This is a genomic window from Halopseudomonas sp. T1L2 (genome assembly GCF_055397385.1).
Genome location: NZ_AP040865.1, coordinates 760,834 through 773,842 on the forward strand (window position 1 = coordinate 760,834; position 13,009 = coordinate 773,842).

General features: G+C 60.7%; 17 protein-coding genes. 10 read left to right on the top strand and 7 right to left on the bottom strand.

The annotated features are described in order from the left end of the window. Window positions 1-74: 74 nt before the first annotated feature. Window positions 75-1,298 (bottom strand): IS256 family transposase, encoded by a 1,224-nt coding sequence (locus ACZ5WQ_RS03670; protein ID WP_233048513.1) that lies wholly within the window; start codon window positions 1,296-1,298, stop codon window positions 75-77. An 87-nt stretch (window positions 1,299-1,385) separates the two neighbouring features. On the opposite strand from ACZ5WQ_RS03670, the gene ACZ5WQ_RS03675 reads away from it, so the two are divergent. After that, on the top strand, window positions 1,386-2,258 hold the full coding sequence (locus ACZ5WQ_RS03675; protein ID WP_464383153.1) for a diguanylate cyclase: 873 nt from the start codon (window positions 1,386-1,388) through the stop codon (window positions 2,256-2,258). Window positions 2,259-2,286: 28 nt separating this feature from the next. Here the strand turns inward: ACZ5WQ_RS03675 and ACZ5WQ_RS03680 are convergent, their stop codons facing one another. Further along, on the bottom strand, window positions 2,287-2,658 hold the full coding sequence (locus ACZ5WQ_RS03680) for a hypothetical protein (RefSeq protein ID WP_464383154.1): 372 nt from the start codon (window positions 2,656-2,658) through the stop codon (window positions 2,287-2,289). 128 nt (window positions 2,659-2,786) lie between these two features. On the opposite strand from ACZ5WQ_RS03680, the gene ACZ5WQ_RS03685 reads away from it, so the two are divergent. Continuing rightward, window positions 2,787-3,059, top strand: coding sequence for a hypothetical protein (locus ACZ5WQ_RS03685; protein ID WP_338213705.1), 273 nt, complete (start codon window positions 2,787-2,789; stop codon window positions 3,057-3,059). Window positions 3,060-3,225: 166 nt separating this feature from the next. Then, window positions 3,226-3,903, top strand: coding sequence for a nitroreductase (locus ACZ5WQ_RS03690; protein WP_464383155.1), 678 nt, complete (start codon window positions 3,226-3,228; stop codon window positions 3,901-3,903). A gap of 164 nt (window positions 3,904-4,067) precedes the next feature. Here ACZ5WQ_RS03690 and ACZ5WQ_RS03695 read toward each other — a convergent pair whose 3' ends face one another. Continuing rightward, the gene (locus tag ACZ5WQ_RS03695) at window positions 4,068-4,640 is read right to left on the bottom strand and encodes a Smr/MutS family protein (RefSeq protein ID WP_088275421.1); all 573 of its coding nucleotides are present in this window, start codon (window positions 4,638-4,640) and stop codon (window positions 4,068-4,070) included. Here ACZ5WQ_RS03695 and ACZ5WQ_RS03700 point away from each other — a divergent pair. Together ACZ5WQ_RS03700 and prmB are read left to right on the top strand one after the other, a co-directional pair. Beyond that, complete coding sequence (locus ACZ5WQ_RS03700) at window positions 4,639-4,782, top strand: hypothetical protein (RefSeq protein WP_228247692.1); 144 nt, start codon at window positions 4,639-4,641, stop codon at window positions 4,780-4,782. The two genes, ACZ5WQ_RS03695 and ACZ5WQ_RS03700, sit on opposite strands and share 2 nt — an antisense overlap. A 3-nt stretch (window positions 4,783-4,785) precedes the next feature. Beyond that, window positions 4,786-5,697, top strand: coding sequence for a 50S ribosomal protein L3 N(5)-glutamine methyltransferase (gene prmB, locus ACZ5WQ_RS03705; protein WP_464383156.1), 912 nt, complete (start codon window positions 4,786-4,788; stop codon window positions 5,695-5,697). An 18-nt stretch (window positions 5,698-5,715) separates the two neighbouring features. On the opposite strand, the gene ACZ5WQ_RS03710 is transcribed toward prmB, so the two are convergent. Both ACZ5WQ_RS03710 and ACZ5WQ_RS03715 read right to left on the bottom strand, forming a co-directional pair. Next, window positions 5,716-6,495 (bottom strand): hypothetical protein, encoded by a 780-nt coding sequence (locus ACZ5WQ_RS03710; protein ID WP_464383157.1) that lies wholly within the window; start codon window positions 6,493-6,495, stop codon window positions 5,716-5,718. A 102-nt stretch (window positions 6,496-6,597) separates the two neighbouring features. After that, window positions 6,598-7,371 carry a sulfite exporter TauE/SafE family protein gene (locus ACZ5WQ_RS03715; protein ID WP_464383158.1) on the bottom strand — a complete coding sequence of 258 codons (774 nt, stop codon included), beginning with the start codon at window positions 7,369-7,371 and terminating at the stop codon, window positions 6,598-6,600. A gap of 110 nt (window positions 7,372-7,481) precedes the next feature. Here ACZ5WQ_RS03715 and aroC point away from each other — a divergent pair, with 110 nt between their 5' ends. The 4 genes from aroC to ACZ5WQ_RS03735 are packed head-to-tail and all read left to right on the top strand — an operon-like array spanning window position 7,482 to window position 10,480. After that, window positions 7,482-8,573, top strand: coding sequence for a chorismate synthase (gene aroC / locus ACZ5WQ_RS03720; protein ID WP_464383159.1), 1,092 nt, complete (start codon window positions 7,482-7,484; stop codon window positions 8,571-8,573). A gap of 16 nt (window positions 8,574-8,589) precedes the next feature. Next, on the top strand, window positions 8,590-9,750 hold the full coding sequence (locus tag ACZ5WQ_RS03725) for an MFS transporter (RefSeq protein WP_088275211.1): 1,161 nt from the start codon (window positions 8,590-8,592) through the stop codon (window positions 9,748-9,750). A gap of 13 nt (window positions 9,751-9,763) precedes the next feature. Further along, entirely contained in the window at window positions 9,764-10,234 is a 471-nt protein-coding gene (locus ACZ5WQ_RS03730; protein WP_464383160.1) for a hypothetical protein, read from the top strand. 60 nt (window positions 10,235-10,294) lie between these two features. Further along, window positions 10,295-10,480 (top strand): PLDc N-terminal domain-containing protein, encoded by a 186-nt coding sequence (locus ACZ5WQ_RS03735; protein WP_088275208.1) that lies wholly within the window; start codon window positions 10,295-10,297, stop codon window positions 10,478-10,480. Between the two features lie 51 nt (window positions 10,481-10,531). Here the strand turns inward: ACZ5WQ_RS03735 and ACZ5WQ_RS03740 are convergent, their stop codons facing one another. Further along, window positions 10,532-11,305 (bottom strand): ferredoxin--NADP reductase, encoded by a 774-nt coding sequence (locus ACZ5WQ_RS03740; RefSeq protein ID WP_088275206.1) that lies wholly within the window; start codon window positions 11,303-11,305, stop codon window positions 10,532-10,534. 101 nt (window positions 11,306-11,406) lie between these two features. On the opposite strand from ACZ5WQ_RS03740, the gene ACZ5WQ_RS03745 reads away from it, so the two are divergent. After that, on the top strand, window positions 11,407-12,300 hold the full coding sequence (locus tag ACZ5WQ_RS03745) for a LysR family transcriptional regulator (protein ID WP_464383161.1): 894 nt from the start codon (window positions 11,407-11,409) through the stop codon (window positions 12,298-12,300). Between the two features lie 140 nt (window positions 12,301-12,440). Here the strand turns inward: ACZ5WQ_RS03745 and ACZ5WQ_RS03750 are convergent, their stop codons facing one another. Continuing rightward, window positions 12,441-12,977 carry a glycine zipper 2TM domain-containing protein gene (locus ACZ5WQ_RS03750; protein ID WP_088275202.1) on the bottom strand — a complete coding sequence of 179 codons (537 nt, stop codon included), beginning with the start codon at window positions 12,975-12,977 and terminating at the stop codon, window positions 12,441-12,443. Between the last annotated feature and the right edge of the window lie 32 nt (window positions 12,978-13,009).

Consider the following 13,009-nt stretch of genomic DNA (forward strand, 5'->3'; position numbering starts at 1 on the left):
CAAGGACTGATAGAAGTGCTTGTCGGAAATCGGCCGAGGGTGTGCAGAATTCTGTGTAACCGGGGATGGGGTTACTACTGTGGCAGCCTGCCTTCGTAGCTGATCGTAAAGCGTGTCAGTGCCGCTTTCCAGTCACGGATCGGCATCGTCCATTTCTTGCTGATGTTGCGTAGCGCCAGATAGAACAGTTTCAGCAGCGCCTCGTCGCTGGGGAACGAGCCGCGGTTCTTGGTTATCTTGCGCAAACTCATGTTCACCGACTCAATGGCGTTGGTGGTATAGATCACTTTGCGGATCTCCGGTGGGAAGTCGAAGAACGGCGTGATCCGAGCCCAGTTGCGCCGCCAGGACTGACCAATTGGCAGGTAGTCGTCATCCCATTTGGTTTCGAACTCGCCAAGGCGCAGCTCAGCCTCGTCCGCCGTGCTGGACTGGTAAATCCGCTTCAGGTCAGCCGCTACCTCGGCGCGCCGTTTCCAAGAGACGTAGTTCAGGCTGTGCCTGACCATATGCACGATGCACAGTTGCACGCTGGTGTGCGGGAAGACAGCCTCGATGGCCTCGGGGAAGCCCTTCAGGCCATCCACGCAGGCGATGAAGATGTCCTGCACGCCACGGTTGCGCAACTCGGTCACCACCTGCAACCAGAACTTGGCACCCTCGCTCTGGGCGATCCATAGCCCGAGGATTTCCTTCTCCCCGGCCAGGTTGATGCCCAGCGCCAGGTAAACCGCCTTCACCCGCACGGCACCCTCACGCACCTTGGTGTGGATGCAGTCGAGGTAGACGATGGGATAGACCGCGTCGAGCGGCCGTGACTGCCAGGCCTTCACCTCATCGGTTACGGCATCGGTCACCGAGGAGATCAGACTGGGCGATACCTCGGCGCCATACATCTCCTGTAGGTGTGCCTGAATCTCGCGCACGGTCATGCCCCGTGCGTACAGCGAAAGAATCTTGTCGTCGAACCCCACCCAGCGGGTCTGGTGCTTCTCGACGATCTGCGGTTCGAAGGTGCCATGCCGATCACGCGGTATCTCAATGGGCAGCTCGCCGAACTCGCCCTTGAGCTTCTTGCGGCTAAAGCCGTTGCGGGTATTGCCAGACGAGTTACCGACCGGCTGATGCTTGTCGTGCCCCAGATGGTGAGTCAACTCGGCATCCAGCGCACGCTCAACCAGCTTTTTGGTCAGCTGCTTGAGGATGCCTTCGGCACCAATCAGGTCTTCAGGTTTTTGATAGTTGGCCAAGAGCTGATCCAGCAGCTCGTCGGTGATGGGATGTAGTTTCTTGCTCATCGTGTCTCCGGTTCGGAGCGACAGTGTCGCTCATTAGCCGGTTACACAAAAATTCGTACACCCCCGTCTCCGAAGAGAGTTACCGCATTGGATGCCTTGACCAATCATGAGTTGCAGTTGGGTATTCTTGAGCTGGATCACGCCATTTATCTTCACGATCAGTGGTTTAGAAACCTGCTCAAGGTTTTAATTGCGCACGTACCTGCGGAGCGGGCGGATCTGTGCGTTGATGCGCACCTGCATTGCTCCTTCGGCAAGTGGCTGGCGGGTGACGCTGCTCGCCTGTTTGATGACCGCGATGATTACGTTGCGCTGCAAAAGGCGCATGAGGTGGTTCAAAGCGAGGCTCGGAAGTTACTGCAACTGTCGGTGAATGGCCTGGTGATTCCGCCGGCGGAATGGGACTTTTTTGAGCGTTGCCGGGAGACGATGCGGTTATCGGTGCTGAGTGCCCGTGACCGGTTTGCCGAGGTTGCCAGCAACCGTGATCCGCTTACCGAAATTCAGACGCGGCGGGGGTTGCTGACTGAACTGCGCAAACAGCAGGCGCTGGTGGAGCGGGGCAGGCAGGCCTGTGCTCTGGCGCTACTGGACCTTGATCACTTCAAAAAGGTGAATGACACCTACGGCCACGTAGCCGGTGACGTGGTCCTGGTTGATGTGGTGCAGTGCGTCAAGGCGCATCTGCGGCCCTATGACCGCATTTATCGCTATGGCGGTGAGGAGTTTATCGTCTGCATGCCTGATACCACTGTGGAACAGGCGGGCGAGATCATGGATCGGTTGCGACTTTCCATCGCCCGGCTGGATTTCGAGTTTGCCGATATTCAGGTCACGGCCTCGTTCGGAGTGGCGGCGCTGGCGGGCTCAATGCCGGTCGAGGACGCCATCGGCCGTGCGGACAGGGCCATGTATGAAGCCAAGGCTGCAGGCCGCAACCGTGTAGTGCTTCAGCGCTGATGGAGTGCGGGCCTGCGCAGGGCTGGGGTCAGATTCCCAGATATCCGGCGATCAGGAAGGCCTCGCCGCGCCCTTCGTGCTTGCCGAAGTAGCTGACGGCTTCGCGGGTATCGTCTTCGATGAATCCCACTTCGCAATCGATGTCGTACTGCTCGGCGAGACTGTTGAACAGGTTTACCGGCGGGTTCAGGTGAAGCGGTTTCTTGACGTGCTGGCTGATGCCCAGCTGCCAGTCTTCGCAATCGTCGCTTTCACAGTCGTTGATCAGGGTTACCGTGGTCGCGGCGTTCTCATCAGCATAGGTCTGCAGGGCGGCTTGCAGCGCCGGCAGGTTCTGCCTGAGCTTTTTTTCCTGCTTTTCATCAAGACGGTCGCAGGCGATGAGGACGTATACAAACATGAGGCTTACCCGGGCTGGATTCGAGTGGCTACTCTAGCACAGGGCATTGCCTGGGTGCGGAGCATTGCCTGCGACTGCGTCATCGCTGATGATTGAGCCCCGTCATTCATGGATGAAACTGGTTGAGTATGTCCAAACCCGCTGCCGTTAACCCTTCTGCGCAAATGCGCCTGCTCAGCATGCTTGCCTCGCTGGTCTTTTCTGTTCCCACGGCTGCGCTGATCTGGCTGGGCGTCAACAAGGAGCTGGCGTACTGGGGTGGCTTCCTCGATAGCCGCTATCTGCTCGTCACTGTTGTTGCGTTTGCCCTGGCCGCGCTGTTGTTTCCGCTGTTGTTTCCCTCGCTGCTGGGCGCGATCTGGCGCTCGGTGCTGAAGGTGCAGCAGTGGTGGGGATGGTGATGGTGCCTGAGAGCGTCGTCAGCCTGTTCTGTGTTATCCAGCGATGTGATAGCCCGCCATTTCAACCTGCTGACCCGGGTCAGCTCTGCCGTCTGCTGTGCTAACGTCCGCCCCCAATGGCGCCGAGGCACGGGCTTCGGGCGGGACTTGTCGTAGGAGAACAACAATGAATTACGATGATGTGGTGCTGGGGCGACGCAGTATCCGGGCATTCAAGGCTGAGCCGGTTCCGCGCGCGGTGCTGGAGGAGGTTATTGGTCTGGCGATCCGGGCGCCGTCGTCGATGAACTCGCAGCCGTGGCACCTGCATGTCTTGACCGGCGAGCCGCTGGATCGCGTTCGCGCGGAGAATACCGAGCGCATGATCACCGGCGTAAAGCCCTCAAAGGAAACCCGCGATTCCGGGAGTTATGAGGGTCTGCATCGTCAGCGTCAGGTCGAGATTGCCGTGCAGTTGTTCGAAGCCATGGGCATTGCCCGTGACGACAAGGAGAAGCGTCAGGACTGGGTGCTGCGCGGCTTCCGCCAGTTTGATGCGCCGGTGTCCATCGTCGTGACCTACGACCGTCAGCTGCGCGAGGGCGACATTGCCCAGTTTGACTGCGGTGCTCTGGTGAACGGCCTGGTCAACGCGGCCTGGTCGCGTGGTCTTGGATGTGTGGTGAACAGTCAGGGCATCATGCACTCGCCGGTAGTGCGCGAGCATGCAGGCATTCCGGATGATCAGGTGATCATTATCTGTGTAGCGATGGGTTACCCGGATGAGAGTTTTCCGGCCAACGCAGTGGTGTCGCGTCGGCGCGAAGTGACGGATGTAGCGCGTTTTGTGGGCTTTGCAGAGTAGTTTTGGGTCGACACGCTGACGGTGGACTCCTTCTGCGGGTGTGTCCACCGTACAACGCTGTCCGCAGCCAAGGAAGCGCTTGCCAGGCTAAACAACCCACTGCATCTTTGCTTGCAGCTTGCAGCTTGCAGCTTGCAGCTTTGCTTCCAGCTTCCAGCTGCCTGTCAGTCATCCCTTCCTTCAAGCATGGTTCTGCGCAGCAATACATAGACCGAGCCCGTGCCGCCGTGGCGCGGTATGCACGAGGCGAACGCGAGGACGCTGTCGTGCTGGCGTAGCCAGGTGTTGACGTGGCTCTTCATCATCGGTTTGCGGCCATCGAGTCGGCGGGCCTTGCCGTGGGTGACGCGCACACAGCGGATTTCCTGTTTTACCGCTTCGGCCAGAAACGCCCAGAGCTGTTCGCGGGCGCGCTCGATCGTCAGACCGTGCAGGTCGATTGAGCCGTCAAACGGGATATGCGCCTGCTTCAGCTTGCGCAGTTGGGAGTCTTGCACGCCATTGGAGGCCCAGGCCAGTTCCTGTTCCGGGTCTACGTCAATCACGAACTGATCGGACAAACCATCGACCACCACCTCGTTCTGCCTGACGGTCGCGCGCTGGCGGCTTGCGGCAATGTTGGCGCGGTCGCGCGGCGGTTTGCCAACGTCGGCCTGCTGGTGCTTGATGGGCCTGGCGCCCTTGACGGCCTGCCGGAACAGGTCGAGATCGTCGTCGGAGAAAGAGTCCTGTGTCATGCTGCTGATCATCGCGCAAAAACCGAAGTGTAACAGCAGCCGGATGCAAATGAGCTGGCGGCGTTGTTACCGATTTTGCCCCGCCCGCTGGTCGTCGGCGCTCGGCAAGGTAGAATGGCGGCCTGAACCAGACAAGGATTGACCCATGAGCGAACACGCTGCACTGCAGAGCATCCAGGATCTCGTCCGTTGGGGCGTGAGCCGCTTCCATCAGGCCGAGCTTTTTTTTGGCCATGGCACCGACAACGCCTGGGATGAGTCGCGGCTGCTGGTCCTGCATGCACTTTACCTGCCCTGGGAGACCCCGCAGGACTATCTGCAGTGCCGGGTCACGGACGAGGAGCGCGATGCGGTGGTAGCGTTGCTTGAGGAGCGCATTCGTCTGCGTATGCCGGCGGCTTATCTGACCGGTCACGCACGCTTTGCAGGTCTGGATTTTATTGTTGATGACCGCGTGCTGGTGCCGCGCTCGCCGATTGCCGAGTTGATTGAAAGCCGCTTTGAACCCTGGCTGGAGCGCGACCCCGAACGCATTCTGGATCTGTGTACCGGCAGCGGCTGTATCGGCATTGCCTGTGCCTATACCTTCCCGGAGGCCGAGGTGGTGCTGGCGGATCTGTCGTCCGATGCACTGGCGGTCGCCGAGCAGAATATCGAGATGCACGAGCTGGGCGAGCGTGTCGAGGCGCGCTGGTCCGACGGGTTTGATGGGCTGGCAGGTGAGCGCTTTGATCTGATCGTCAGCAATCCGCCCTACGTGGATGCCGAAGATATGGATTCCCTGCCGGATGAGTATCGCCACGAGCCCGAGATGGGGCTGGCTGCCGGCGACGACGGACTGGATCTGGTGCGCCTGATGCTGGCGGAAGCGGCGGACTACCTGACCGAGGATGGCGTGCTGGTGATCGAGGTTGGCAACAGCATGGTCCATGTGATGGCCGAATGGCCCGAGGTGGATTTTGAGTGGGTCAAGTTCCGGCACGGTGGGCACGGTGTGTTTGTGCTGAGTGCAGAGCAGTGCCGTCATTTCCAGTCACTGTTTGCCGAGAGCCTGTAAGCATTCCTGGCGTCTGGCTCAGCGCAGTACGACCCACAGCAGCATCAACGCCTGAAAGATCGAGAAGGCGATCAGACAGCCGATGGCAAAGCGGTTGCTCAAGTCTGAGCGTTTGTAACTGGCGATGGCGGCCTGCAGCTGGTTGATTCGCCCTTCCTGTTTCTGATTGAGGGCTTCGGTTTCGCGCAGTTGAGCCAGCAGGGTGTTGATCTGCAGCGGCTGGATGCGTTCGGTGTTCCAGCTGCCTATCAGGTCGTTAACCCGGTTGGCCTGAGCCAGCGCCGCACCGGGCTCACCCTCGATCGGCGTGATGGTAAAACCGGCACGGCTGAGAATGGCGTCGCGTGCGCTGCGAGCGTCTTCGTTGGCAGAGTCGCTGTTGTGCAGGGCAATGGGGGTGACGGCGTAGTCGCCGCAATAGCGCTGACACCAGTGAATCAGCTGGGCGAGCATGAAAGTCGCCAGGCCACGCTGGGCAGGCACTATCTGCACGCCGTCCACCGGACCGAAGCGCACGCGCTTGCGCTTGTGGTCCACCAGTACTTCCATGCGGTTGCCCGTTTCCGGCAGCGGCTCTCCTTCAAAGCGTACCTGCAGGCGCAGCAATTCCAGCGAGGCGATACTCTCCTGGGTTACAACGATCTGTGCCAGGCGTTCGGGATGCACCAGAATGCGAGCCTTGAATACCGGCTTTAACTGGACCCAGTAGGAGTCCGACGGCTTGGCGCGGGCGAACGGATCCTTCGGGGCTGAGTGCTCCGTTGCAACTCCTTCATCCAGCGTGTCGGTTGGGCTCATTGGGTGTTCCTAGCATTTTGCGAATGCATTGTCGCGCATTTCACTCCGGGTTTATCGGCCGCGCAGCGCCATTCTGTAACATAAATACCTGCACGCAGCGGCTCATGCCAGCCAGTTGTGAACAGCTTCCCAGGCAAGTCGAATGGCGAGCAGGGTAAGTACCAGGTTGAAGATACGACCAAAATGCTGGTCGCTCATGCGTCTCAGCAGATGCAGGCCGAGCCATGTACCGCCTGCACCTGCCGCAATCATGGCCGCTATCAGGGCCAGCCAGTCGTGAAAGATGAAGCCGGCAGCCGTAAAGGCAAAGGCCTTGGGCAGATGCTGCAGGGTCATGGCGGCGGCAAAGGTGGCAACCGTTTGCAGCCGGCGGTGTGACTGCTGCTGTTTGATGAAGGCGGCAACCAGCGGGCCGGTGGCGCCAACAAACAGGCTGACAAAACTAGTGACGGTGGAGGCGAGCAGGGTGCCAACGGGGCCGGTGGCAACCTTGGGGATCGCCGGCCCCCAGCACAGCACCAGGATGAATGCGGCGATGCTGAGTTGAACCAGCTCCAGAGGCAGACGCACCAGCAGCAGGCTGGCGGCATATGCGCCGAGGATGACGCCGGGAGCAAACCAGGCGATTACTCGCCAGTTGACGTCTCGCCAGGTCAGCAGCACGCGATTGGCGTTGGAGCCCAGCTGGACCATGCCATGCACCGGGATAATGGCGGCTGCCGGCATCACCAGCGCCATCACGGCCAGCAGCATGACACCGCCACCGGCGCCCATGGCCGCAGTGACAGCGGAGGTCAGCGCGGCTGTCAGAATCAGCACCAGCGCCCACTGCGGGGCAAGGTTTTCGGGCAGCAGCAGCGGCAACAGCTCGCTCATTGGGTGGCTCCGGCAAAAGGGGGTAGCCTAACGGGCGGACTTCAGGCTGTCACCGCTATCGGCCAGCGGGTATACTGCCGCACTGCCCATGTTCAGCTCAGGTTCTTGGTATGTCTGGAAACACGCTTGGTACTCTCTTCACTGTTACCACGGCTGGCGAAAGCCACGGTCCGGCTCTGGTCGCCATTGTGGATGGCTGCCCTCCCGGCCTGCCGCTGTCGAGCGAAGACCTGCAGCGTGATCTGGATCGCCGCAAGCCCGGCACCAGCCGCCACACCACCCAGCGTCAGGAACCCGATGAGGTCGAGATCCTGTCTGGCGTATTTGAGGGCGTGACCACCGGTTGCCCGATTGGTCTGCTGATTCGCAACACCGATCAGAAGTCCAAGGACTACTCGGCGATCAAGGATCTGTTCCGTCCGGCCCACGCCGATTACACCTACCACCACAAGTACGGCCTGCGCGATTACCGCGGCGGTGGCCGTTCTTCGGCGCGTGAAACAGCGATGCGTGTCGCCGCCGGTGCGATTGCCAAGAAGTATCTGGCAACCCAGGGCATTCAGGTACGCGGGTACATGAGTCAGCTGGGTCCGATCGAGATTCCTTTCAAGAGCTGGGATGGTGTCAACGACAACGCATTCTTCAGCGCTGATCCGGACAAGATTGCCGAACTGGAAGCCTACATGGATCAGCTGCGTCGCGACCAGGATTCGGTCGGCGCCAAGATTACCGTCGTCGCCGAGGGCGTGCCGCCGGGGCTGGGTGAGCCGATTTTTGACCGTCTGGACGCGGAGCTGGCCTATGCGCTGATGAGCATCAACGCGGTCAAGGGCGTCGAAATCGGCGCCGGTTTCGCTTCGGTTGCCCAGCGCGGCACCGAACACCGTGACGAGCTGACTCCGCAAGGCTTCCTCAGCAATCAGGCCGGTGGCGTGCTCGGCGGTATCTCGTCCGGTCAGCCGATTGTCGCTAGCCTGGCACTGAAACCAACCTCCAGCATCACCACACCGGGCCGCTCGATCGACGTCAATGGTCAGCCGGTGGACGTGATTACCAAGGGCCGTCATGACCCCTGCGTTGGCATCCGCGCGACCCCCATCGCCGAGGCGATGATGGCGCTGGTGCTGATGGATCATCTGCTGCGCCACCGCGCGCAGAACGCCGACGTCAAGGTGACGACCCCGGTACTGGGCCAGCTTTGAGTCGGCACGGTCAGCCGTGAGCGCCGTCGCGGGTTCTCCGCTGCCGTACTGGCGGCTGTCCGGTTTCTATTTTGCCTACTTCGCCCTGTTGGGCGGAGTAGCGCCTTTTCTCTCACTGTATTTCGAGTCCCTCGGGTTTGAGCCCGCGCGCATTGGCGAGCTGGTTGCCATTCCGATGCTGATGCGCTGCATTGCGCCCAATCTCTGGGGTTGGCTGGGCGATGCGACAGGTCAGCGCCTGTTGATTGTGCGGGTGGGCGCGCTGCTGACGGCGCTGACGTTTGCCGGCATTTTCTGGCGGCAGGACTACTGGTGGCTGGCGGCGATCATGGCCCTGCACAGTTTCTTCTGGCATGCCGTGCTGCCGCAGTTCGAGGCCATTACTCTGGCGCATCTGGGTAGCCAGTCCTCCCGTTACAGTCAGCTCCGGCTTTGGGGCTCAGTGGGGTTCATCCTTACCGTCGTTCTGCTCGGCATGCTGCTGCAGCGCGAGGGGATGGGGGTTTATCCCATGGCCATGCTCGGCATCATGCTGTTGATCAGTCTGTGCAGCGCGCTGGTGCCAGCGCCACCGCAGCAACCTGCCGCTGCGCAGGAGCACGCTGACGGCTTCCTCCGGCGACTCTGGCGGCCGGGTGTACCGGCATTCTTCCTGTGTGTGGCGCTGATGCAGCTCTCGCACGGGCCGTATTACACCTTCCTGAGTATTCACCTGGAAGCGCTGGGTTATGGGCGCGGGTTGATCGGCGCGCTCTGGGCGCTTGGGGTGGTTGCGGAAATCCTGCTGTTTCTCGTCATGCATCGGGTGCTGGGTGTGTTCAGCCTGCGGGCGCTGCTGGTCGCCAGTTTCCTGATCGCGTCATTGCGCTGGGTATTGCTCGGCACCCTGGCCGATCATTTGTCCGTGCTGATTTTTGCCCAGATCTTGCACGCGGCCACCTTTGGCGCCTTCCATGTAGCCGCCATTCACTTCGTTCAGCAACGCTTTGGCGAAAGGTATCAGGGACAGGGGCAGGCGCTTTATGCGACGCTGGCGGGCGTGGGCGGTGCCTTGGGGGCGCTGTATTCAGGATATGCCTGGCAGGGCGTTGGCGCCACGCTGACATTCGGGGTGGCGGCTCTGGCAGCATTGGCTGCGGCGGTCATCCTGAGCCTGCGGCTGCGAGAAGCGGACTGAACACGGGGGATTGATGAGCATACTGGCAATATACGACGGTGGTGATCTGCAGTGCCCTCGACGGGTGCTGACCCATCTTGAGGATATCCAGTGCGCGCTGCAGGAGAGGGGGCTGTCGCTGACCATTGCAGATGCCGAGCCTCAGTCCGCCGCTGTCAGCCGCATACATGATGCTCATGGCATGCCGGCGTACCAGCAGGTGGAAGAGCAGCTCACCGAGGCGAACCTGTTTTGCTGCGGCGCTGTGGTGCGAACGGTGCAGGCTGGACGGCTGCGGTTATGCCTTGGTACCGGCGCTTGGGCAATGGTGATTGCGCTGCGCGCGGGTGACCGTATTTCTCTGCCTGCAGGCCTTGAGCAGGCCATCTTGCCCGCCGCCGGTATTGACTGCCGCTGGCAGGACAGCGCAGCCGAAGACTCGGCATTGACGTACCATCCGCTTGAAGCGCCAACACTGTCGGGCTTGTTGCCATTGGATATCTGACTTCCCCGCATGATCTATAGTGTGGTGGACACACCAACGCCAGGGGGGAAGGCAATGAACATGGGAACGGGTGGCGGTCTGCTTGGGCTGCTGATCTTGATCGGGGATATCTGGGCCATCATCAATATTTTGCAGAGTCGCTCCGAGATGGGCATGAAACTGTTGTGGATTCTGCTGGTGGTGCTGTTGCCACTGCTGGGGTTGATTATCTGGTTCGTCGCTGGCCCGCGCGGAAGCAGGGCATAGAAAAGGCCCCGGTGCGAAAGCACCGGGGCCTTTTTCGTTACACCTGGGGCTTTATTTCTCGACGAAGGCGCGCTCAATCACGTAGTGGCCCTGGTCGCCGTGGCGGGCTTCCTTGAAGCCGTTGGCGTCGAGAATTTCACAGCAGTCCTTGAGCATGCTCGGGCTGCCGCACAGCATGAAGCGATCCTGTTCCAGATCGAACTGCGGCAAGCCGATGTCGGAAAACAGCTTGCCGTTGCTCATCAGGTCGGTCAGGCGGCCCTGGTTGCGAAACGGCTCGCGGGTCACCGTCGGGTAGTAGATCAGCTTTTCACGTACCAGATCGCCGAAGTACTCGTTATTGGGCAGCACGTCGTTGATCAGATCCTGATAGGCCAGGTCGCTGACGTTGCGGCAGCCGTGAGTCAGGATCACCTTGTCGTACTGCTCGTAGGTTTCCGGGTCCTGGATGATGCTGATAAACGGCGCCAGACCGGTACCGGTGCTGAGCAGATACAGGTTGCGGCCCGGGATCAGGTGATCCAGCACCAGCGTGCCGGTGGGCTTGCGGCTGATCATGATCTGGTCGCCAGCATTGATGTTCTGCAGGCGCGAGGTCAGCGGGCCATCCGGCACCTTGATGCTGAAGAACTCCAGCGTGTCTTCGTGGTTCGGGCTGGCGATGCTGTAGGCGCGCATCAGCGGGCGGCCTTCGACTTCCAGACCGATCATGATGAAGTGACCGTTCTTGAAACGGAAACCGGGATCGCGGGTGGTCCTGAAGCTGAACAGAGTGTCTGTCCAGTGGTGCACGCTGAGTACTTTTTCGGTGTTGAAGCCTGACATGTCGCCTCCAGTGGTGAAGATCTCTTGGTCGGCGAGTCTACGCGGGGTTAATCTATCGGCTAAACGGATAATTCATATATGACTATTCGGGAAAACCGATTATGAAATACACCCTTCGCCAGCTTGAGGTATTCCTCGCCACGGCCTTCCATGAAAACCTGACGCGCGCAGCGGCCAGCCTGTCGATGTCGCAGTCGGCGGCCAGCAGTGCATTGAAGGATCTGGAAAGCCAGTTTGATGTGCAGTTGTTTGATCGGGTAGGCAAGCGATTGCAGCTGAACGAGCTGGGCGAAAGCATCAGGCCGCGGGCTGAGGCACTGCTTGAGCAGGCGCGCGGTCTGGAGAGTGCGCTGGCCCGGCACCAGGAGTTCGGTCACCTGCGGGTCGGCGCGACACTCAGTATCGGCAACTATCTGGCGGTCGAGATTATGGCACGTTATATGGGCGAGCAGGCCGGCGCGCGGGTCGAGCTGGAGGTGGCGAACACCGAGGCCATCGTGCGCAAGGTGGCCAACTTTGAGCTGGATCTGGGGCTGGTCGAAGGGGAGAGTCGACACCCTGATCTGGAGATGATCCATTGGCGTGACGACGAACTGGTGGTGTTCTGTGCACCGGATCACCCGCTCGCCGGCAAGCCCTGGCTGACCGACGACGATTTGCTAAGCGCTGCCTGGATCGTGCGTGAGCCCGGTTCCGGTACCCGCCAGCACTTTGAGTGGGCGATGCACGGCCTGCTACCCGAGCTGAATATCAAGTTGGAGTTGCAGCACACCGAAGCCATCAAGCGGGCGGTGGAGGCAGGGCTTGGTGTGGGCTGCCTGTCCGAGATTACCCTGGTGGATGCGTTCAAGCGCGGCCGGCTGGTACCGCTGCCGGTGCCCCATCGGGACTTTCATCGCCGGTTTTACTTCGCTCTGCACCGGCAGAAGTTTCGCAGCGCCGGGGTGGAGCGCTGGCTGGCGTTGTGCAGGGAAAGTACCGAGGGATTGGCGTAGGGCCGCCGCATGCCGAGGCCGGCTTTTTTGGTATGCCTTGGGGCGGCGGGTGCGTCATGTCGCGCCCCTGCGGTTTTCGTGGGGGCAGCAAAAAAGCCGCAACGCTTGCGCGCTGCGGCTTCGTTTACCGCCAGCAATGATCAGTTGCTGCTCAGCACCAGCTCGCCATCTTTTAGCGGGATGGTAGCGCCGGGTTTGTGGTCCATGCGCACGGTACCGGTTTCGTCACCGATGCGGTATTTGACGTTATAGCCAACCACTTCATCGTGGCTGTCGTAGACGGTCTCACAGCGGCGCTCGGTGGTGGTGTAGGTGCTGTTGTTCTGCATGTTTTCCTGGATGCGGTTGCCTGCGTAACCACCGGCTGCGGCGCCGGCTACAGTGGCAATCTTCTTGCCGTTGCCGCCGCCTACCTGATTACCCAGCGCGCCACCCACTACAGCGCCGGCGATCGTGCCAAGAATTCGATTCTGGTCCTGTACCGGCTTCTGCCGGGTGACGGCGACATCGTTGCAGACTTCGCGCGGGGTACGCTGGGTCTGGGTGATCTCGACAACATCAAGAACGTCAGCCTCGGTGGGAGTTCTGTCCGCAAAGGCGGTGTAACCGGCGATGGCGCCGCCGGCCGTGGCCAGAGCCGCGCCGACCAGAATGCCCGTCAACATAGACTTGTTCATGATGGATACTCCTTTATGTCTATGACTGTGTC